The organism is Nitrospira sp., from assembly GCA_035968315.1.
Taxonomy (GTDB): Bacteria; Nitrospirota; Nitrospiria; order Nitrospirales; family Nitrospiraceae; genus Nitrospira_D.
The window spans coordinates 239,486-259,012 of sequence record JAVYIN010000005.1; the positions used below are offsets into that span (position 1 = coordinate 239,486).

Below are 19,527 nucleotides of genomic sequence, written 5' to 3' on the forward strand. Positions count from 1 at the left end.
GCCACGCGCTTGTGCGGCGGAGCGTTGTCTCCTCACTCGCTCCTGTCAGTGTCGCCGCCGCCGTGCTGTTGCTGACGGCCTGCGGTCCCTCGATCAATCGGTACGCCCTCATCGAACAGAGCCTCCTCGCGGGCAATGCGAAACAGGCCGACGCCATCGTGCAGCAGGGCGAGTCCTCCTATGGAAGCAAGAGCCGGGTGCTCTACGGGATGGACCGGGGCATGACGCTCCAACTGGCCGGAGACTACCAGCAAAGCAACGCCGTCCTGGAGCAGGCGGAAGAAGACGTCGAGCGGCTCTATACCAGATCTATCCGTTCAGAGACCGCGGCCTTTCTGACGAACGACAATGCGCTGCCGTACGAAGGCGATGCCTATGAACAGGTCATGATCAACGTCGTGAAGGCCTTGAATTATGCGGCGCAAGGACAGCTGCAGGAGTCGCTGGTCGAAGCGCGGCGCATCGATCACCGGCTCAATGTGCTGTCCGATAAGGCGAAAGAGAACACGGCCTACAAGGACGATGGATTTGCGCGCTATCTGACGGGGATTCTCTATGAAGCCACGGGCGACGTGAACAATGCCTTTATCGCCTACCGGAAAGCCTACGAGGCCTATGAGGCGATGAGCGGATGGGCACGCACGCCGGTGCCGGGCCAGTTGCGGGCCGACCTGCTGCGGACGAGCGAGGCCTTGCAGCTCACCGCGGAGTTCGAGGCGTACCGCCGGTTGTTTCCGGACGAGGCCTGGCAGTCGCGTGAGGCGGTTCAGAATCTCGCTCAGGTCGTGCTGGTCAGCTATAATGGCCGCGCACCGCGCAAGGAGGACCGGTTTCTCGACTTGCCGATCAGCCTGGATGCGCTGCAGCTCGTGCTCTTGAATCGCGGGCTCTCGCACCCGTCACGGCATCAGAACCGGGGCGTGGATACCGTGCTCTATGGCCTCAATGGACATGTGGTGCGCGTGGCCTTGCCGCAATTGATTCCTCAGAAGACGCGCGTGACCGGGGAGCAGCTGATGCTGAGGGATGACAGTGGCCGGCAAATCTCCGCCCGTTCAGAATTGGGGCAGAACATTACCGCCCTGGCCGAGAAGAGCCTGGCGGACCGGCTGCCGGGAATCACGGTGAAGGCGCTGGCTCGCGCGGCGGCCAAGTTCGCGATGGCGGAGGGGGCGACGCGAGGGGCGCAGCAGGCGGCGGGCAAAGATGCGGCCCCCTTGGTGGGATTGCTCGTCGGTCTTTTGACAAAAGGATTGGCGGTGGCTTCTGAGGAAGCGGATAAACGCAGTTGGCGGACGCTCCCGGACGAAATTCATCTCACGCGGGCCTGGGTTGATCCCGGACAGTACCATATGTCGGTTCAGCTCGCCGGGGGAGGAGAGGGGCCGGCCAAGGAGACTGGGCGCACGCTTTCGCTGGCGCCTGGGCAAACCATTATGTTGATTCAGCGGGTGATGCAATGATCTTCATCGTCTCTTGTCCGCGCCGTGCTGCCCGCGCCCTTCTGATCTGTCTGCTCGGAGGGCTTGCGCTCAGCGGCTGTACCTGGTTCGGAAGCAAGGCCAAACCAGCCTGGGTGGACGGCGTGAGCGCCGAGTTTTCGTCCGCGCAATACTTGCTTGGAGAAGGGCAGTCGGCGAGCAAGAGCGTGGCCACGGATCAAGCCTATGCGGCGGTCGCCAGGATTTTTAAAGCCGAGGTAGCGGCGCACGCCAAGGATTGGGAGTCCTACTTGTTGATTGAGAGCCGCGGCGCCGCGAATGCCGAACGGCGGTTGACGCTGGAAACGATCACAAACGTGTCCACCGATAAAGTGCTCGAAAACGTGAAGGTGCTCGATGCCTGGTATGACTTCTCGAAAGGGGTGCACTACGTGCTGGCCGGGATGCACCGTGGCCAGGGGGAAACCGCGCTGTTGGAGAAGATGCGTGAGCTTGACCGGACGATCGAATCCGATCTGACGGACGCGCGCCAGACGGCCGACAAGTTGACGAAGGTGCGCAATCTCCGGCGTGCCGCGAGAAGTGCGGTGATGCGCGACGCGTATAACGCGGATTTGCGGGTTGTCCGGCCATCGGGACAGGGCCATCCAGCCGCCTATCATGTCACTGATCTGACCAACGAACTGGATCAGTTCCTCGCCACCAATCTCATCCTGGCCATTGAGGTGGCCGGTGACCATGCGGAGCCGATTGAACGGGCGCTCACGGAGGGATTGATCCGGGAGGGGCTGCACGTGGCCCATCGAGCGGCCAACGGCGATGGCGTGGCTCCCGAGCTGCTGGTTCGCGGGACGGTGCGGATGTGGCCCATTCAGGTGGGCGATCCGCAGTTCAAGTATGTCCGATGGTGCAGCGATTTTGAGGTGGTGGAGTCCGCCTCGCAACGGGTTGTCGGGGCGGTGTCGAGGGGCGGGAAGGAAGGCCACCTCTCCGAACGAGAAGCTACGGCAAAAGCCTTGAGGGTGATTCAGCAGGAATTTTCTTCAGACCTTGCCAAAGCTATCGCATCTCATGTATTTGGAGAGGCGCCATTGCCGGATTCCACGGCTTCATCGGCCGGGTGTCCGCGAGAGACGCGTCCTGCTGCACCGGTGCCAGCCACGCCACGTTCATTCTAACGAGGAGGGAATCACCACTGTGACACAGCCAACAGACAAATCCATCGGCCGCGCTCCGAAGAGCCGCGGACGCGGGTTGACCAAGCCAAGCCGCAAGCTCTCCAGCCGTTTGGCCAAGCGGCGCCTGGGGGACCGTTTGAAGGACGATACGGCCTCGTTCAATCAGGGCAATTTGGCCGAGACCTTGCGGAAGCAGGGGTATGAGGAAGTGCCGCTCGATGAACTGCAAGACCGGCTCTCCAAGCTCCAGGGACCGTTGGCCGCGGTGATTTTGAAGGGGAGGGTCTAGCGGATGCCGTACTATTATTTCGATTCGACTGCGCTCGTGAAACGGTACAGCATGGAACGGGGCACCCGCATCGTCAACAAGCTGATGGTCAAGCGGGGGAAGGTCGCCATTCTTCCGGCATGGACCGTCACCGAGTTCTACACCACGCTGGCGAATCGCGCCCAGCAGGGTGACATCACCCGCGATGACTGTTATTCGGTGATTCATAAGTTCGAGATTGAATCGAAGGAGGGGCTCTATCAGTTTCTGGCCCCCACGATGGCCACCTATCTGGCCACCAAGGAATTGGCCATGGAGTATCCCTTCCTGCGGGCGCAACAGGTCATGCATCTGGCGCTGGCGTTGGAGCTGAAGCCGTTGCGGCTGACCGTCGTCAGTGCCGATACGCAGTTGCTGGCGGCCTCCAAAACGGCCGGACTGCACATCATCAATCCTGAAGAGGATTGAGCCGGAGCGGGGCGCGACGCGGCTTCATGGACAGTGGTATTCGGCGATCACCGATTGGATGACGCTATGCCACGTCTCGATCGTTCCCGTCAGTTGCGCCAGGTCTTCACGCAAGCGGGGAGCCGGAGGCGGTGAGGGAATGTCGCCAATGGGTTCCGCGGCTTGATGCAGGCTGGCCAGGGCCAAACTGAGGCTGCCGCAGACGCCGGACGACGCCGGCAGCTGATTGCCGGCCCGCCGAAAGAGGCCCATCGCCCGGTAGGTATGTTCCTGAGACCGGAAGAGCGACTCCATTCGGCGAGACACCATTCCAGCCATTCCCTCACGCTTTTTGGCCATTTGAGCTGACAGCAGCGCCGCCCGCCCCATGATCATGGCGGCTCCGTCAGGATCATCGCCAGCAATGGCATCCTCGGCTTTGGCCCGTAACCTCGAGAGTTCTGCGTCGTCGTTCATCACCTGGGCGTCCGGTCTTTCCGGCATGGCCAGCAAGAGAGCGGTGAGGCCGCAGCTGAGCAGGCAGATCAGGGTCCTGTGACGGCGTATCGGCATAGAGATCGTCCAGAGATTGGCCAGTGCAACGGTACTCTACTGAAGTGCCTGTTTGGCTGGCAAGTTGCCAGGGTATAAAGGGGATCAGTATAATCGCGCGGTCTTTGGCGGGATTGGGGCTGTGGGCCTCTTGGGAAGGAGACTACTCGTGCAATACTGGGTCAAAGTGGTGTTTGTGGACAGCCAGGAGCTGCTCATCAAGGATGTGGTCAGCCATCGGCTGTCTGAAGATCAAGAATTTATTTACGTGGAGTCTCCGCGGGAAATGATCCTGGTGCCGATCAAGCAGATCAAGTATCTCTCCTGTGATGCCACGGTGTTTTCTGGAAAGAAAACATCGTGATCCGGCAGGCTGATCACACCCGTATTCTGCCTTAGACTGCCTGGGCCAGCAGATTGAGCATGGCGGCATTCCAGCCGTCTGGGCCGGATCCTGGTGCGAGTATGAGGTGCGGGAGGGTGATCGAAGGGTCGTACCTGCCGTCCGGCTTTTGGATCAGCACAGGATGGTCTACCGCTTGGAGTAGGGAGAGGTCGTTGAGACTGTCTCCAATTCCCACCGTTTCCGCCATGGCACCCTGTTCTTCCAGCTGCCATTGTTGCCGGTAACAGTGGAGCAGACGCATCGCGGCCTGGCCTTTGTCGTGATGGCCGGTCAGATGGAAGAACCGCCCTCCTTTAGTCCATTGCAATCCGCGCGACGTAATCTGGCGGCAGACTTCCTGTACCAAGGAAAGCGGCCCTTCCAGCAGATAGGGTTCGTCATATTCGCGCAGCTTGGCTCGCACGGCTGCATCGTGTCCGATGCCCGTTGCCTGCATAATTTCGTCGATGGAGAGGTCGCCGAATCCGGTCAAGCGAGTGCTCAAGGTCTCTTCGATCTGCTTGAGGACATCGCGCAGCATGGCATAGGGGATGCCGAGTTCGATGACGGAGTAGGCCGACCGCGGCCTGGCCCGTTCGAGCGGAAAATCGAAGGTGCCCACGGGCACAAAAATCCCGCCGCCGTTTTCCACAATGAACGGGCCATGGTGGCAGAGCTGTTCGCGCAGGGGCTCGATTTCCGCCCGTGTTTTGCTGGAGACCAGCACCATGGGAATGTTGCGGGCCTGAATCGCCTCCAGCGCGGGACGCGCGGCGTCGAAGGAATAGCTCTGACTGTCAAGCAGGCAGCCGTCAAGGTCCGTAAATATCAAGTATTGCGGCATGGTGCGATCCTTAGTAATGATGGAGGTCGTCGGCGCCCTGCTCGCGGGTGGAGCGTCCCAGATGACGCTCCAGAAACGTTTTGGCCAAGTCTCTTCCGCCCAGGCCGAAGGCCAGCGCGGCGGCGAAGACGATCCCGCCCCAGGTAATGCCGAATCCCACGGCGACGATGTGCTCCGCAATGCCGAGCTGTTCGAGGGCCATCGCGATGCTGAGCAGTTGTATGGTCCAGCGGGTACTTGTCGCGATCAGCCTGGCCGGCGGGAGGCCGGCGTTGACCGCCGCAATAAGCACTCCCTGGGCCACGAAGTTCGAGATGAGATAGCCCGCAACGCCGATGACCGTCGCGATGAGGAGATGCGGAATATAGGCAACGGTGGCATGCGTCAGTTTGCTGATCGATTCAACGTGTAACGCTTCGAGCGATGCGATTGAGGCGAAGATCACGATCAGCCAGTAGGCCGTCCGTCCGATGAGATGGGAGGGGTCTGACTTGATCCCTCCGCGCAGGAGCGTGGAGGTCAGGCCCAGGCGATCGCTTGCGCGGTCGAGCCCGATCACTCGAAGAAACCGTTCTGCCGTGTGTCCGGCAGCCCAAGCGGTGCCGAGCCCTGCAAGCAAGAGCAGGCTCATGGCCAACAGATTAGGGAGAATGGCCAGCGCCTGCCGGCCAAGAATGGTCACTGGTTCGAGCAAGGTGTCTATCCATTGCGAGGTCATCACGCCCTCCTTAGTTCCGGGTGCCGGGCTCTGGCCACCGAGTCACCAGGTAGTCTTTGTGAGACTCAAACGCGCGGCACAGGGCTTCGATATGGTGTTCGGCTTCACGCGTGGTGAGCCCCTGTGTTTGCAGGACGAAGGATGCGGTTCTTCCGAGATACAACGGCGTCAGCGCTTTCAGAAGATGGTCTTGGGGGAGCATCCTGGCGTGATAGGCTAAGGCCGTGTCATAGAGGATGTGGACCCAGAGCGAATCCGGCATACGAAAGCCATCCGCCGGCACTCCTTCCAGCGCGCGCAGTTGCGACAGGCTGTCGGTCGATAACATTCGGCTCCAAATCGGCTGCAGGTCGCGCAGCCCCTGCTGAAACACCTCCAGCATCCTGGCGACGTTCACGTTGACCGGCTCCACGCCGGTTTCGTATTGAAATCCGAAGAGGGGAACAGGCTGAGAGTTTCTGATGGGGGCCCATGCCGATGGATGGATCTCCATCAGGCTGAACAGGGCGCCGGTGACTTGAGCCAGCATGGCGGAGAGGTCGGCCGCAGGATCTTTGGGGTTATGAATTTTCGCCCCAAGGAAGCTTTGGCAGACGCGCGCGCCGCTGGTCAGCGCCTCTGTCGTCATCCAGATATCGATCCCGAATCGCGCCACGTCGGATTCCCAGACCTGCCTGTTCAGATAGTGTTGGGCGAGTGCGCCTGAAAATCCGAAATCCCCGCCGATAGGTTGCCGAACCTGATAGCCGTACAGCGCGCGGGTCAGCGGATAGGCAATACTATTTGTGATAGTCCCATCGTATTTATGGCGTTGATAGTACGGCGCCACGTAGTCAAAGCCTTCTTGCACGATCGGGCGAAGGAGCAGCTCAATCCATTCGGGTGTGATGCTGCGGAGATCTGAGTCCACCACGGCGCAGGCCTGGACACGCAGGCGCCGGGCGATCTCGAAAATCGTGCGAAACGCGCTCCCCTTCCCGGGAATGCCGTGGTAGGGGGTGACGATGCGATGGAGCGGACTCTGGTGGTCGCCGATGAACAGCAGGTCGAGATCCACCAGGGTATTGGCGACGATCGAGGAGGTGCCGTCGGTGGATCCGCCATCGGCGTTGACCAGAACGGCTCGACGGTCTGGGAAGTACTTGGCAAGTCCAGCCCGAACGGCCCGCACCACGTGGCCGACGGTGTCGGCATTGTTGAAGCTTGGGATGCCGATGAGCAGGTCTGCGGCGCCGATCTGCTCGACCGTGGACTCGGTCTGCGCGGCGAGTGGTGTCAGGGTGTCGTTCATCATGGGCGTCATGTGGCGCGGTTACGTGGTGCTCGCGAGGGGGGCGGTATCGTGGGCGCGACCGAGTGCGGTCGCCGGCTCCCACTCATGGTCGCTTTCAACCGCATCAATCAGGAGCCCGAAGACATCGGGGACGGCGGCGGCCACGCGGCTCCAATTGGAGATCATGGGGACCCCCAGGGGATCTTCGATGAAGCTCTGTGTGGCGAGTTTCATGCCTTTCAGAAACACTTCGACGGCGGTGCGTTCCTGGTGTCGGTCGAATTGGAGCGAGTTGATCATCGCATCGTTTTCGTAGCGGCTGATCGCATCCTGCGCGGCTTGGAGGTACGTGGCCCGCAGAGTCTTGAGCAGGCCGTCGGAGAGAATGACGCCATCGCTGGCCAAGTTTCTGAAGAGGGCTTTGGTAATATCGGCCGACATCTTCAAGAGGCCGGTCTCGGGATTGTCGGGCGATAAATCCTGGTGTTTGTGTTCATAGGCATCCGCGATATCCACCTGGCAGACTCGGCGTAATGCGCAATTGCGATAGACCTCGGCGAGCACGCCCACTTCGAGGCCCCAATCTCCGGGAATGCGGTTGACCCAGGCCAGATCGCTGACCATGGCGAATTCTCCGGCGAGCGGATAGCGGAAGCTGTCCAAAAAGGCCAGGAGCGGATGCGTGCCGACCAGCTGCTGGAGGCTGCGGAGGAGCGGGGTCATGAACAACCGGGTGACGCGGCCATGGAGCCGGTCCGTAATCCGGCTGTAATACCCTTTGGCAAACTCGTACCCGAGATTAGGGTTGGCGATCGGATAGCAGAGACGGGCGAGGTAGTGCCGGTCGTAACTCACGATGTCGCAATCGTGCAGGGCCAGCACCTTGCTCTGATGCCGGGCGAGCACATAGCCGAAGGCGGTCCAGCAGCCGCGGCCTTTCCCGGGCAGACCGACATCGATGGCATTGTCGGTGAGGCGTTTTAAGAGCTGTTGAATCCGGCTCCCGTCATTCCAGATCACCCGGACGCGCTGCGGAAGGATGGAGAAGTACTCCTTGGCGAGGCGGAACTCCAGGGCTGATGCCCGGTCTAAGGAAATGACAATCTCGTTGACGTAGCGGACCTCTGTCAGGGTCTCAACGATTTTCTTGAGCGCCGGCCGCTGCAGCTCTGAGTAGAGCGAGGGGAGGACCAGGGCGATCGGATTCGTCGAGGCATGGCGCTGAAGTTCCGCTTCCAGTTGTTCGAGGTTGGGGCGCCCCAGCCGATGGAGCACCGTCACGACGCCGTTTTGATGGAAGTCCGACATGTTGTCCTCCCTGATCTGACGCCGTGGTGGAGCTCTTCAAGGCCGGTCGCGGATGCCGGCTTGTTTCGGTCCGCTGTCGTCTGCCTGCCTGTGATATTCGGTTTCATCATGAGTGAAGCAATGCCTGTGCCCGCCTGTGATTCAGGCGAAAGTGCCAGTAGTGTGATGAGCTAAGGTCCCGATCTCTCAGCGGTCTTGACGCGGGGCGCGGATTCTATGCGAGTGCTGCTGCGAGCAGTTCGATTGATTGACCGTAACGGAAGTGATGGCACAACCCTCCACTCCAGCGGGCGCCCGCATTGCTTAATGTGACTGGGAGGTGCGCTGGAAACTCTTCCCCATGACAAGGCAAGGTTGGCAAATCATGTCATCGGGGCGGACGCTAGAATGCCGTCGGATTGCGGAAGCGGCCGTTTGGGGCACCATGTTGTGAATGTATGCCTCTCCCAGGTTCCATTGTACTAGGTGGATCCCGAGGCCGGTGGCATGAAATCCCTGGTGATCGTTTGGGGAGATGACGCGCCGGTATCGAGAACGGTGCCGGAGCTGTGCGCTACGGTGTTGCCGGTGGCAGTCCTGTGTTGAGCCGGGCTGTAACGAGACTCAAGCCATCGATACAAGACGGGCAACACGATGAGCGTGAGGGCAGTGGAGCTCACCAGGCCGCCGATGACGACGATGGCCAACGGCCGCTGCACCTCCGATCCGATTCCATGGGCGAAGGCCAGGGGGAGCAAGCCCAGCAACGCCACCAAGGCGGTCATCAGCACGGGACGCAGGCGGAGCAGCGCGCCGGACTGTACCGCCTCGTCCAACGTGGCCCCCTCTTCTCTGAGCGCATTCATGCAGGACACCAGCACGATGCCGTTTAAGACGGCCACCCCGAATAAATTGATGAAGCCGACAGAGGCTGGAACACTGAGGTATTCGCCCGTCAGCCAGAGTGCGATTATCCCGCCGATGAGCGCGAAGGGAAGGTTCAAAATAATGAGAGCTGCCTGGCGGAGCGAATTGAATGTGGAGTACAGCAGCAGGAAGATCAGGCCGATCGTCATGGGAACGATGAGGCGTAGCTTTGCCATCGCCCGCTCCATATTCTCGAAAGAGCCTCCCCAGGCAACGGTGTATCCGGCCGGAAGCGTCACATCCGCAGCGATCTTCTGCTGCGCTTCCGCCACCAGACTGCCGATGTCGCGCCCCAGTGTGTTGAACCCGATCGAGACATACCGCTGGAGCCGCTCTCGGCTGATCCGCCCCGGGCCTTCTTCAAGCCGCACCGTTCCCAGATCGGCCAGCGGGATGAGGGCGCCGGATTTGTCGCTGAGCGGAATGTTGCTGATGGTTTCAACGCTGTTCCGGTACTGTTCCGGGAAGCGGACGACCAGGTCGAACCGCTGCTGGTTTTCGTACACTCGGGTGGCGGCTTCACCGCCGATCGCGGTGGTAATGATTTCCCGGACGTCGGCGACGTTGATCCCGTGGCGGGCGATGTTGCCGCGATCGATGTCGATCGTGAGATAGGGCTGTCCGAACAGCTGTTCCACCTTGATGTCCCGCACGCCCCGCACGGTTCCCAGGACGCCGGCGATCTCCTCGGCTTTTGCCCGCAAGGTTTCCAGATCGTCGCCGAAGAGTTTCACGGTGGCTTCGGTCCGCACCCCTGAAATCAATTCATCGACCCGCTGCTGAATGGGCTGGCTGATGAGGAAGGTGGCGCCTGCCACCTGGGTGAGCCGTTCGCGAAACTTCTGCATCAACTCCGGCATCGTCCGGGCCGTCGTCCATTCGTCGAGCGGGCGCAGTCTGACCACGGGATCGCTCTCGTTCGCCTCTTGGGGGTCGTTTCCCAGCTCCGTGCGCCCGATCTTGGACACCACGGCCTCCACTTCAGGAAATTCCATGATGGCCTGCTGCATGCGTTTTTCAATTTCGATGGAGGCCGGAAGGGAGATGCTCGGCAGCCGGATCGTTTGGGGGGCCACGGCTCCTTCGTTGAGGATCGGGATGAACTCGCTGCCAAGCATCGGGAACAGCGCCAGGCTGCCGAGCAGCGCGCCACAGGCGATCATCAGAACCACCCTGGTGTGTTTCAACGCCCACGAAAGCGAGGGGGCATACAGGCGCTTGGCGATGCGGACGATCCAGGGATCCTCCTCGCTGCCTCTTGTCAGCATCAGCGAACAGAGCACCGGTGACAGGGTGAGCGACAGCACGAGGGAGGTCAGCAGGGCGATCATGATGGTGTAGGCAAGCGGCTTGAACATCTTGCCCTCCATCCCGTGCAGGGAGAGGAGGGGCAGGAACACCAGGATGATAATCAGAATGCCGAACACGACCGGCTGCCCCACCTCCTTCACGGATCTGGTAATCAGTGCGAGCCGCGGGATCGCGGCGGCCGATGGTTCCGAGAGATGCCGGTAGACGTTCTCGACCACGACTACGGAGCCGTCCACGATCATGCCAATGGCGATGGCCAGCCCGCCGAGCGACATGAGATTGGCCGTCAATCCGACTTGACCCATCACGATGAATGTGGCCAGAGGGGCCAGGACCAATGTGCCGACGACGATCAGCGCGCTGCGAATGTTGCCCAGAAAGAGAAACAGGATCACGACCACCAGCGCCACTCCCTCGGCCAGGGATTTGTACACCGTATTCAAGGCGGCGGTGATGAGTTCGATCCGGTCGTAAAACGGCACGATGCGTAGCCCGTCGGGCAGCAGATGCCGCGCATGGATGTCGTCGATGCGGGTTTTGATGCCTTCCACGACGTCGCGGGCGTTTCCGCCCCGCAGCATCAGCACGATGCCGCTCACGACCTCCCGATTCCCGTTCAAGACGGTGGCGCCGTGCCTGACCGCATGGTCGATCTGCACGGTCGCCACATCGCCGACGAATACCGGCGTGCCACCGGTTTCCTTGATGACAATGCGCTCGATATCCGCGAGTGTCCGGATCAGCCCGACACCCCGCACGATGTATTTTTCGGCGTTCTTTTCGAGGATATTGCCGCCGGCGTTGGCGTTGTTGCGGGCGACGGCGTCAAAGATGTCATGGAGTGTCAGATCGTATTTCCGCAACAGGGCCGGCTCCACGAGGACTTGATACTGCTTGACGTAGCCCCCCATCGAGTTCACGTCGATCACTTCCGGTGTGCTCTTCAGCAGGGGGCGGATGATCCAGTCTTGAATGGTGCGCTGATCGATCAAATTCTGGTGCTGCATGGATTCGTCCGGGAGAGGGCTCTGAGGTCCCTCCAGGTAGTATTGAAACACTTCGCCCAGGCCCGTGCTGTTGGGGGCCAGCATCGGTTCCGCGCCGGGGGGCAGCAGTTCTTTCACCTCGATCAGACGCTCGAGGACGAGCTGGCGCGCGAGGTTGATGTCCATGGAGTCGTCGAACACGATGGTGACGAGCGAGAGGCCGACCTTGGTCAGGGAGCGCATTTCCGTCAGCGCGGGGACGCCGGTCATTTGGAGTTCGATCGGGTACGTCACCACCCGCTCAACCTCCTCCGGCGAGAGCCCGGGGGCCTTGGTCACGACCTGCACCAGCACGCTGGTGACGTCGGGAAAGGCGTCGATGGGAATGGTTGTGAAGGCGTAGAGGCCTCCGGCCCCGATCATGATGGCAAAGATCACGACGAGCATGCGTTGGCGGAGCGAAATATCGAGCAGACGGTCGACCATCAGACTTGTTCCCTCAAGAGCTCGGACGTGAGAGCGAACACGCTATGCGTCGTGATCGGGTGGCCTTTTCTGCCCGAGCTATGTGCATCGAATAAACGAGTGGCCATCAGGCTTGTTTCTTCAAGAGCTCGGACTTCAAGACAAAGGCGCCGTGCGTCACGATCGGCTCCCCTTCGTGAAGGCCCCCGAGGATGGTGGTGAGGGCGCCGTTGGATTCACCGGTCTGGACCTCGCGGGCTTCGTACTCGTTCACGCTGCGCTGGACGAAGACGAAGGTCCGATCCTGATCCCGTTGCAGCGCGGCTTCCGGCACGGTCAGCCGGTCCGGCTGCGATTCCGAGTGGAGGCGGATCGTCGCGAACATTTCCGGCTTCAATCGCCCTTCAGGATTCGGCAGCTCCAGCCGGAGCTGCATGGTGCGGGTGGCGGGATCCAGGACATCGCCGACGTAGGTGATCGTGCCTTTGAAGATTTCCCGCGGGTAGGCGTTGATGCGCACTTCCGCCTGCGTGCCGCCTGAGGCATGAATGGAATGGACGAAGGGGATGTCTTTCTCCGGAATGTTGGCCCGCACCCACACTTCCGACAGGTCGGCGACCACGAAGAGTTTCTCGGTCGTCTCGACGACTTCGCCTCTGGTCAAGTGGCGTCCGATGATGCGGCCGGCAAAAGGCGCCACGATCGGGACGTGGGAACGAATGTCCCGGCTTTTATTGAGGCGGCGAAATTCTCCGTCAGTCATGCCGAGGAGCTTCAGGTGATCGCGCGCCTCATGGGCTTCCGCCTGCATGCTGAGCAGCTCCGCGTGGCGGCGCTGGGCTTCCGCCTCGCCGATGACTTGTTCCTGCAGCAGAAACTTCGCCCGCGCATAAGCCTGCTCGGCGACATGGAGTTTGGCCTGCGATTTCAGATACGCCGACTGCGCCAGGCCGAGGTCGCTGCTGTACAAGATCGCCAGGAGAGCGTTGGCTTCGACCTGTTGCCCCAGGTCCGCATAGACATCCACCACGCGGCCGCGGACCAGTGTCGTGATATCGGCCATGGCGCGCTCGTTCGGCTGCAGGATGGCGGGAAAGTCCCGGTAGGTCCGGAAGTCGCTGCGAGTGGCCGGCTGAACGACCAGTCCGATGCGCGACGATTCCTCTGCTGGCAGGCGGACGATCCCGGGAGCCGGGGCGGCAGCCTGCAGCTTGGGCACGACGGCTTCGCTGGGCGTTCTGTCGCATCCTGACCCAGCCAGGAGCAGGCCGAAAAGCAGGCCCAGAAGGGAATGGGAGTGAGAGGTTGTTGTCATGATTGGTTGTACTCCGCTCTGCGCGTCCGATTTCTGCCGAGTCATAGTGCTCCGCCAACGGCCCGCTCAAGGCGTGCCAGCGAGACAGATAATTCGTATCGGGCCTGGGCGTAGTCCATCTGGATCTGGCGCTGGACCCGCTGGGCATCGAAGACGTCCAAGAGGCTGGATGCGCCCTGCTGGAAACTGAATTGGGCGAGCCGCAGTGCTTCCTGGGCTTGCTTCAAGAGCCCCTTGTCGAAGACCGTGATCAAATCAGCCGTGGTTCTGGCATCTTGATAATGCTGATGGATGGCCCTGGCCAGGTCGTTGCGGGCGCGCAACAGCTCCGCCTCTTCACGGCGTTTCTCGCCCAGCGAGGCCGCGATCTCTCCCTGCTTCCGGTACCACAGCGGCAGGGGAACCGACAGGCCGCCTTGCACCGCTTCGCGCCCGATCTCCCGCCAATAACTGCCGTTCACGGTCACGCTGGGCACCCGTGATTGCCGCTCGAATTCGACCTTCCAGTCCGACTGTTCCACCGATTTCAGGAGGCGTTGAATGGTCGGATGCTGGACCGCCATGCGGGCCATCAGCCCTTCGATGTGCAATTCCCGCAAGCTCCCTGCAAATTCGCCCTGAACCAGGTAGGCGGATTCCAGTGCGCCGCCGGTCAGGGTATTCACCACGACACGATTGATCCGGACCGCGTTGTCCGCGCGCGCGAGTTGCTGCCGGGCCTTCAATACTTCAACCTCGGCCTTGATCGATTCGAATTGAGGCCCCTCGCCGGATTTGACCCGCGCCTTGACGATCCGGGCCACGCTTTCGACGGTCTCCAGATTCTGCCGGGCGAGGGCGGCATCCTGTTGGGCTAGAAGCAAGTCATAAAACGCCACCTTGACCTGGGTCGTCAGATTCAGCCGGGTCTCCGACAGGCCCGCGTTGGCCGTTGCCAGTCCCGCCTCCGCCGCCTGCTTCCGGGCGTTCCGCATCGCCGGCCATTCCAGCGGCTGGCCGAGCGTCACGTTGTATTCGGTGAGCGATTCACGGTCCAGGGACTCGCGGATATTGGCGCGGCCGGTGTCCCGCACCTCGCCATAGCCCACGTTGCCGAAGACGGTTGGGTTGGGATAGGCGCCGGCGGCGGTTTGCTGGCCGCGCTGCCGGTCAATGAGCCCTTCCGCGGACGACACCACAGGATTTCTCGCCAGCGCCAGGTCAAGTATCGAGTCGAGCGTATAGACCGTGGGGAGCGGTTCCTGCGCCAGGCTTGGCGAACAGAGGAGTGCCGCTCCACACAGCATGGCGCCGAAATAGACGAGAGAAAAAGCGGCGCGCGGGCGCATTTGCATAATTCCGACGAACGCGGTGCTCATGTCATTCCCTTCTTCATGCCGGGCGCGCAGAAATGAGCATTTGGGCGGTGGGTGTCATGCTTCTGAGCGGATCGGCAGGATTGAGCCAGACGTTGTAGTGAATCGTGCCGGCGCGGGCAAAGCAGAGGCTCACGTAGCCGTCCGGCGGAATGGTGGCGGTGTCGTCGAGTGATCCAAAGCGGGTAAAGCCTTTCCCGCAGGACACAGCGTCCGCTGTGAGCGTGCTCAGAAGCCCAATCGTGACCGGAGCCGTCCGCCGGTTTTGCCAGCGCACTTCATCGCCGACGTGGACGTACAAGTGCCGCGGGCTGACGTGTTCCTGAATCTGGACGTAATGCGTTCGCCCGGGTTCCGTGACGCTTGTGGAGCTGGCGCAGCTTGCGAGACTGCCGAGGCACAGGACAGCGGCGGCAAGTTGCCGTGACAGGATGAAACATGGGCTGAGAAAATCGTTCCGCACAGGTGTCTCCTTATCTTGGTATCGCACGTTCTTATTGATCGCAGGCATCATCTGTTTGTACGGCGTGTGGGTCATAGTGAGCAGCGGTCAGTCTCCATCTGGTCGGCGCGTTTCCCCGCTGCAACGAAGGCAGCGGCGCCGCCGGTTCTTGCGGTTCAGGGGGAAGCGGGCGGGCACATCAGCCGACAGTGCTTGCCGAGGCGCCGGTGTCCGTCAGTGTACGAAGGGTTCGCCGTGGTTGCGTTGACTCAGAAAAAGACTCCGTGTGTTCCCTGATCGAAGCGGTGCCCGGCCGGCTGGCCGGGCACCCAGGCGCTCGTGTCCACCGTGTGTGATGCACCGCGCATGGAATGGCATGGTGTGGCATGACCGGGAAGGATATTAGCGAGTGAGCCGGATCAGTTTGCCGGAAACCGTGCCCCTTGCTCCGCGCATGCCCTTGGCGTTCATGACCACCGGGCTCCCGTTCGAATGGCATTCCCGATTCGTCAGAATCACCGGATCGATGACGTCGCCGCAGTTGAGACAGAGCCAGCCGTCAAATGCCCACCATTGGTCGGCACCAAAGTGTGTGGCCACGCTTAGCCCATGACATCGCCGGCATTTCATCGTGTGAACGCGCTTCAAGGGTTGCATTGGACTGCACGGTTCCTGTCGTTGTTTCTCCAGAGCCAGATCAATCAGTGACGGGGTTTTCCGGCACATCCCGTACAGGAGGGGCAGCATGCCACGGGAGTTGCCGTTGAGCCCCGGCCACCGATCGATCTGACTGTGCTGGACGAGTGCGATGGGTCATCTCATGTCCTATTAATGGGGCTGGAGAACGAATAGGTACATTTCAGCTTTAACAGTTCCGTATCGAGCGGCTTGACGAGGTATTCCTGTGCCCACATTCTGACGGCGTCGCGGAGCTTCCCGATATGGCGCGCGTCGGCCATGACGAGGACCGGAATGGCGGGATGGCGGTCTTTCATCTCCTGGAGCACCGCCATTCCGCCGAGCAAGGGCATGTCCATCTCCAGCAGCATGCCTGCGAACGAGTGGGTGGGCGGGGTATGGGCCAGGAGCGTCAGCGCCGACAGGCCGTTGTCTTCTCCAACTGTATCGAATCCCCACTGAGTCAGCCGATGACAAGCCGCCAGCCGTGCCCGATCATCGTGATCCACGATCAGAATGCGCGGGCGCACCAGGGGTTCCTTGAGCGCGCCGGGCGTGTGGTGAGTCTGTCTGTTTTCTTGATCGAATGAGCTTCGTCTCATGGTCTGCGCGATGCCGCCCTCGTGCGAATCAAGGTCATGGCCGGCCTTGCCGAATGATCGGTCCCGTGTTGTGCCGTGGGTGGCGGGAAGCCGGCTGAGGCCTGGCGGTACGATGCGACAGGATGATGGAGTCGCTGATATCTCCGCACATGAGACACCGCCACCCCGAAAACGACAGATGGCCCCCGCCTGATCCCCAGTCGACGAAGACCTCGGAGACCGTCGGCCCCTGACAGCGCCCACATTTCATTGCGCACCGCTCCCGGGTAATGAAGGTCTGGCATTGGTTGCACAGACCTTCGGCGATGGGGCCCCAGCTTCCGGTTCGGGAGATTCCGCGAGATTCCATTCGAAGGGGAGGGGCTCTCCCCGCCCATAGGTAACCAGTTGCCGGTAAAACCTGTCGCATTCGCCGCAATAGGTATCGTGCTCTGGGGAATCAGAAAATAGAACAGGCTGGTGATCGGGAGCGGGTGCCGCATCAGATCGTCCGGTGGTCTGTTTGGGCTCGTTGGGCCGGTCTGTGACACGCCGGCAAAATCCACACGGTGTGGCGGTTGAGGCCATGGTGCCGGTCCGTTTCTCCCGGCTTGCCGGAGGCCGAAACGCCATGGCGAGGCGCTGATCGTTACCGCTCAAGGTGCCCTCCGACAGGCGGATGTGACATGGGTGCCTGCATGGCATTGAGATTCGCTCTGGAGGCATGGGGGTGAATGTTCTGAATGGCCGTTCTCAGCGAACCATGCAGATCGTTCGTCTTGCCTTTGATGAGATAACCTTCTGCGCCTGCCGCATAGGCCGCCGCAATATCGGCAGGGTTGCCGTGGCCTGTAAGGAAAATCACATGTGCGTGGGGCGCAACATATTTCAGAAGCGGGAGGGCCTCCAACCCGGTGACCTTGGGCATATCGATGTCGGAGATAATCACATCAGGCTGCAGCGCGTGCGCATATTGAAGGAGTGTCTCGCCATCGGCGACGGAGCCGACGACCTGAAACTCTGGTTCCAGGAGGACGCGGAGGAGTTCGCAGATTTGCGGATGGTCGTCTGCCAAGAGAATGCGTATCCGTGTCATAGGGACCTCCGTGGCCTGAAGGTTGGCGATGGTCCTGAATCGGCTCACCCCATTACGTGTGCAGTGTACGAGGCGGACGGACAAGGCGGTACTCGGCATTTCCCTGGGTGGGGAACCGAAAATGCCTCGGTGATGCCTGGGAACGATTGGAAGATTCGGCGGCGGTATTAGGAGGAGATCAACCCGTGGGCCAGCGCGTAGCGGGTGAGTTCGGCGGTCGTATGAATATCGAGCTGCTCCATGAGCTGGGTTTTGTGGAATTCGACAGTTTTCGGCGAGATATCCAGTGCCGTGGCAATCTCTTTGACGGTGTTGCCCTCTGCCACGAGCTGCAGGACTTCCCGCTGGCGGGGCGTCAGCTTGTGCCCTGTTTTGACGGCCGGCGTGCGCCCAGTGACCATGGACTGGACCAGGCTTTTCGCAATGAGCGGGGTCACATAGTTGTGCCCATTCATGACCGATTGAATGGCTTGGAGAAGCTCCGATGCCGCCGACCGTTTGAGCAGATACCCGGTGGCGCCAGCTTTGAACGCCTCGGCCACGTAAGCCTGGTCGGCATGCATGGTGACGAAAATAATCTTCGTGTCCGGGAGTTCCTTGTGCAGCTTTCGTGCGGCGTCGATGCCGTTCAGGTGGGGCATGGAAATGTCGAGCGTCACAATGTCCGGCCGAAGCTGCTGCGCCATCTTCAGCAGCGTGCGCCCGTCCTCGGCGGCGCCGACGATGTCGCAGGAGCCCTCCAGGATCTTCCGGTAGCCGTCTAAGACGAGCGTATGATCGTCGGCAAGGAGCACCCTCGGGTTCATCGTATCTCTCCCTCCGCAATGGGAATCGTGGCTTGCACCTGGGTTCCCGCACCAAGCGCGGATTTGATCGTCAAGGTCCCCCCCACCAGGGTCACGCGCTCTTTCATGCTCAAGAGCCCCAGCCCTCCCGTGTCGCTCTGCGGATGAGCGGCAAGAAATCCGACCCCGTTGTCGGCGATGGAGACGGTGAGTCCCATGCTCGACCGGCCCAGTTCGACATCGACCCGGGACGCCTTGGCGTGCCGGATGATATTGCCCAGGCTTTCCTGTGCGACCCGATAGATGCAGGTGGCAACTTCATGAGAAAGCGACTCCGGCAGGTGATCGCAGGTGATGTGCGCTTCAATATGGCTGCGGGCGGCGGCATCTTCGACCAGCCGTTGCATCGCAATGGAGAGGCCGAGATCGTCGAGGATCGACGGGTGGTAGCCATAGGCCAGATGGCGGACGTCCTCGGAGAGTTCGGCAATGCGATCGGCGAGCGATCTGAGGGCCTCTTGTTGAGGGGCGGGGAGCTGCCGCTGCAGGCTGTCCAGTTCAATGGCGAACAGGGCCAGCCGCTGATTGACGTCATCATGCAGGTCGCGTGAAATGCGTCGCCGTTCCTCTTCCTGGATGCGAATGAGTTGTGACGCCAGGCGTTTCAACTCCTGGCGGCTGGATTCGAGCGACCGTTCCGTGCGCATGCGCTCCGCCACTTCGGCGACCAGCGCGTCATTCACCGTGGCCAGTTGGTGGGTGCGGTCCTTCACGCGCTGTTCGAGGTCCTCGTTCAGCCGCTGGAGCTGGATCTCGTGGTCGCGGCGTTTGGTGAAATACCAGATGGGCATCCACATGGCCCAAATGCTAAAGGCGCGATTGGAAATGGGCACCCATAGCGGGACGTTATGCGGGTTCTCGCTCAGGACTCCGGCCACGATGATCAAGATGGAGACGGTTCCGGAGACGATGAAGGGAAACCAGCGCTGCGGTGACAGGAGCGACAGCAAGACAGGGCCGAGGTAGAGAATGTGGTTGGCCACGCCCAATGGGGTATGGAGATCGAACACAAGAAGCCCGACCGTCAGTGCGGCGACGCCGGACGAGATAACCCATTGTCGAGTGTCAGTGTGCATAGCAGGATGTACGGAGAATTATCCTCTTCCAGTGGCCCGCGGTTCAAGAGAGGGGG

Annotated in this window: 19 protein-coding genes; 5 read left to right on the forward strand and 14 right to left on the reverse strand. The window is 61.1% G+C overall.

From position 1 onward, the window contains the following. Nucleotides 1-11: 11 nt before the first annotated feature. The 4 genes from RI101_04740 to RI101_04755 are packed head-to-tail and all read left to right on the forward strand — an operon-like array spanning nucleotide 12 to nucleotide 3,356. On the forward strand, nucleotides 12-1,463 hold the full coding sequence (locus RI101_04740) for a hypothetical protein (protein ID MEC4889349.1): 1,452 nt from the start codon (nucleotides 12-14) through the stop codon (nucleotides 1,461-1,463). Next, a complete protein-coding gene (locus RI101_04745; GenBank protein MEC4889350.1) occupies nucleotides 1,460-2,620 on the forward strand; it encodes an LPP20 family lipoprotein in 1,161 nt (386 codons plus the stop codon). Before RI101_04740 ends, RI101_04745 begins: the two co-directional genes overlap by 4 nt. Nucleotides 2,621-2,639: 19 nt before the next feature. Next, on the forward strand, nucleotides 2,640-2,909 hold the full coding sequence (locus tag RI101_04750) for a hypothetical protein (protein MEC4889351.1): 270 nt from the start codon (nucleotides 2,640-2,642) through the stop codon (nucleotides 2,907-2,909). A gap of 3 nt (nucleotides 2,910-2,912) precedes the next feature. Next, nucleotides 2,913-3,356, forward strand: coding sequence for a type II toxin-antitoxin system VapC family toxin (locus RI101_04755; GenBank protein MEC4889352.1), 444 nt, complete (start codon nucleotides 2,913-2,915; stop codon nucleotides 3,354-3,356). Nucleotides 3,357-3,380: 24 nt separating this feature from the next. Here the strand turns inward: RI101_04755 and RI101_04760 are convergent, their stop codons facing one another. After that, nucleotides 3,381-3,908: a hypothetical protein gene (locus RI101_04760; GenBank protein ID MEC4889353.1), complete on the reverse strand. Its 528-nt coding sequence runs from the start codon at nucleotides 3,906-3,908 to the stop codon at nucleotides 3,381-3,383. A 148-nt stretch (nucleotides 3,909-4,056) separates the two neighbouring features. Between RI101_04760 and RI101_04765 the strand changes: the two genes are divergently transcribed. Next, the gene (locus RI101_04765) at nucleotides 4,057-4,251 is read left to right on the forward strand and encodes a hypothetical protein (GenBank protein MEC4889354.1); all 195 of its coding nucleotides are present in this window, start codon (nucleotides 4,057-4,059) and stop codon (nucleotides 4,249-4,251) included. 31 nt (nucleotides 4,252-4,282) lie between these two features. On the opposite strand, the gene RI101_04770 is transcribed toward RI101_04765, so the two are convergent. The 13 genes from RI101_04770 to RI101_04830 form a co-directional block, all read right to left on the reverse strand. Further along, a complete protein-coding gene (locus RI101_04770) occupies nucleotides 4,283-5,116 on the reverse strand; it encodes an HAD-IIB family hydrolase (protein MEC4889355.1) in 834 nt (277 codons plus the stop codon). 10 nt (nucleotides 5,117-5,126) lie between these two features. Further along, complete coding sequence (locus RI101_04775) at nucleotides 5,127-5,834, reverse strand: hypothetical protein (GenBank protein ID MEC4889356.1); 708 nt, start codon at nucleotides 5,832-5,834, stop codon at nucleotides 5,127-5,129. Between the two features lie 10 nt (nucleotides 5,835-5,844). Then, on the reverse strand, nucleotides 5,845-7,128 hold the full coding sequence (locus RI101_04780) for a glycosyltransferase (protein ID MEC4889357.1): 1,284 nt from the start codon (nucleotides 7,126-7,128) through the stop codon (nucleotides 5,845-5,847). 18 nt (nucleotides 7,129-7,146) lie between these two features. Further along, nucleotides 7,147-8,415, reverse strand: a complete 1,269-nt coding sequence (locus RI101_04785) for a glycosyl transferase (GenBank protein MEC4889358.1) — start codon at nucleotides 8,413-8,415, stop codon at nucleotides 7,147-7,149. A gap of 461 nt (nucleotides 8,416-8,876) precedes the next feature. Then, complete coding sequence (locus RI101_04790) at nucleotides 8,877-12,104, reverse strand: CusA/CzcA family heavy metal efflux RND transporter (GenBank protein MEC4889359.1); 3,228 nt, start codon at nucleotides 12,102-12,104, stop codon at nucleotides 8,877-8,879. Nucleotides 12,105-12,210: 106 nt separating this feature from the next. Beyond that, nucleotides 12,211-13,398, reverse strand: coding sequence for an efflux RND transporter periplasmic adaptor subunit (locus tag RI101_04795; GenBank protein ID MEC4889360.1), 1,188 nt, complete (start codon nucleotides 13,396-13,398; stop codon nucleotides 12,211-12,213). 41 nt (nucleotides 13,399-13,439) lie between these two features. Continuing rightward, on the reverse strand, nucleotides 13,440-14,756 hold the full coding sequence (locus tag RI101_04800; protein MEC4889361.1) for a TolC family protein: 1,317 nt from the start codon (nucleotides 14,754-14,756) through the stop codon (nucleotides 13,440-13,442). 13 nt (nucleotides 14,757-14,769) lie between these two features. After that, nucleotides 14,770-15,216, reverse strand: a complete 447-nt coding sequence (locus RI101_04805; GenBank protein MEC4889362.1) for a hypothetical protein — start codon at nucleotides 15,214-15,216, stop codon at nucleotides 14,770-14,772. A gap of 381 nt (nucleotides 15,217-15,597) precedes the next feature. Beyond that, the gene (locus RI101_04810) at nucleotides 15,598-15,795 is read right to left on the reverse strand and encodes a hypothetical protein (GenBank protein MEC4889363.1); all 198 of its coding nucleotides are present in this window, start codon (nucleotides 15,793-15,795) and stop codon (nucleotides 15,598-15,600) included. Nucleotides 15,796-16,013: 218 nt separating this feature from the next. Continuing rightward, on the reverse strand, nucleotides 16,014-16,475 hold the full coding sequence (locus tag RI101_04815) for a response regulator (protein ID MEC4889364.1): 462 nt from the start codon (nucleotides 16,473-16,475) through the stop codon (nucleotides 16,014-16,016). A gap of 628 nt (nucleotides 16,476-17,103) precedes the next feature. After that, a complete protein-coding gene (locus RI101_04820; GenBank protein MEC4889365.1) occupies nucleotides 17,104-17,550 on the reverse strand; it encodes a response regulator transcription factor in 447 nt (148 codons plus the stop codon). A gap of 167 nt (nucleotides 17,551-17,717) precedes the next feature. Further along, nucleotides 17,718-18,356, reverse strand: coding sequence for a response regulator transcription factor (locus RI101_04825; protein MEC4889366.1), 639 nt, complete (start codon nucleotides 18,354-18,356; stop codon nucleotides 17,718-17,720). Continuing rightward, complete coding sequence (locus tag RI101_04830; GenBank protein ID MEC4889367.1) at nucleotides 18,353-19,471, reverse strand: sensor histidine kinase; 1,119 nt, start codon at nucleotides 19,469-19,471, stop codon at nucleotides 18,353-18,355. Before RI101_04830 ends, RI101_04825 begins: the two co-directional genes overlap by 4 nt. Nucleotides 19,472-19,527 lie beyond the last annotated feature (56 nt).

Excerpts from the sequence above, each read along its gene's own strand:
- RI101_04775 (MEC4889356.1), bottom strand. The coding sequence starts at position 5,834 with ATGACCTCGCAATGGATAGACACCTTGCTCGAACCAGTGACCATTCTT.
- RI101_04745 (MEC4889350.1), top strand. The coding sequence starts at position 1,460 with ATGATCTTCATCGTCTCTTGTCCGCGCCGTGCTGCCCGCGCCCTTCTG.
- RI101_04755 (MEC4889352.1), top strand. The coding sequence starts at position 2,913 with ATGCCGTACTATTATTTCGATTCGACTGCGCTCGTGAAACGGTACAGC.
- RI101_04820 (MEC4889365.1), bottom strand. The coding sequence starts at position 17,550 with ATGACACGGATACGCATTCTCTTGGCAGACGACCATCCGCAAATCTGC.
- RI101_04800 (MEC4889361.1), bottom strand. The coding sequence starts at position 14,756 with ATGAGCACCGCGTTCGTCGGAATTATGCAAATGCGCCCGCGCGCCGCT.
- RI101_04785 (MEC4889358.1), bottom strand. The coding sequence starts at position 8,415 with ATGTCGGACTTCCATCAAAACGGCGTCGTGACGGTGCTCCATCGGCTG.
- RI101_04790 (MEC4889359.1), bottom strand. The coding sequence starts at position 12,104 with ATGGTCGACCGTCTGCTCGATATTTCGCTCCGCCAACGCATGCTCGTC.
- RI101_04830 (MEC4889367.1), bottom strand. The coding sequence starts at position 19,471 with ATGCACACTGACACTCGACAATGGGTTATCTCGTCCGGCGTCGCCGCA.
- RI101_04760 (MEC4889353.1), bottom strand. The coding sequence starts at position 3,908 with ATGCCGATACGCCGTCACAGGACCCTGATCTGCCTGCTCAGCTGCGGC.
- RI101_04815 (MEC4889364.1), bottom strand. The coding sequence starts at position 16,475 with ATGAGACGAAGCTCATTCGATCAAGAAAACAGACAGACTCACCACACG.
- RI101_04770 (MEC4889355.1), bottom strand. The coding sequence starts at position 5,116 with ATGCCGCAATACTTGATATTTACGGACCTTGACGGCTGCCTGCTTGAC.
- RI101_04780 (MEC4889357.1), bottom strand. The coding sequence starts at position 7,128 with ATGATGAACGACACCCTGACACCACTCGCCGCGCAGACCGAGTCCACG.
- RI101_04795 (MEC4889360.1), bottom strand. The coding sequence starts at position 13,398 with ATGACAACAACCTCTCACTCCCATTCCCTTCTGGGCCTGCTTTTCGGC.
- RI101_04825 (MEC4889366.1), bottom strand. The coding sequence starts at position 18,356 with ATGAACCCGAGGGTGCTCCTTGCCGACGATCATACGCTCGTCTTAGAC.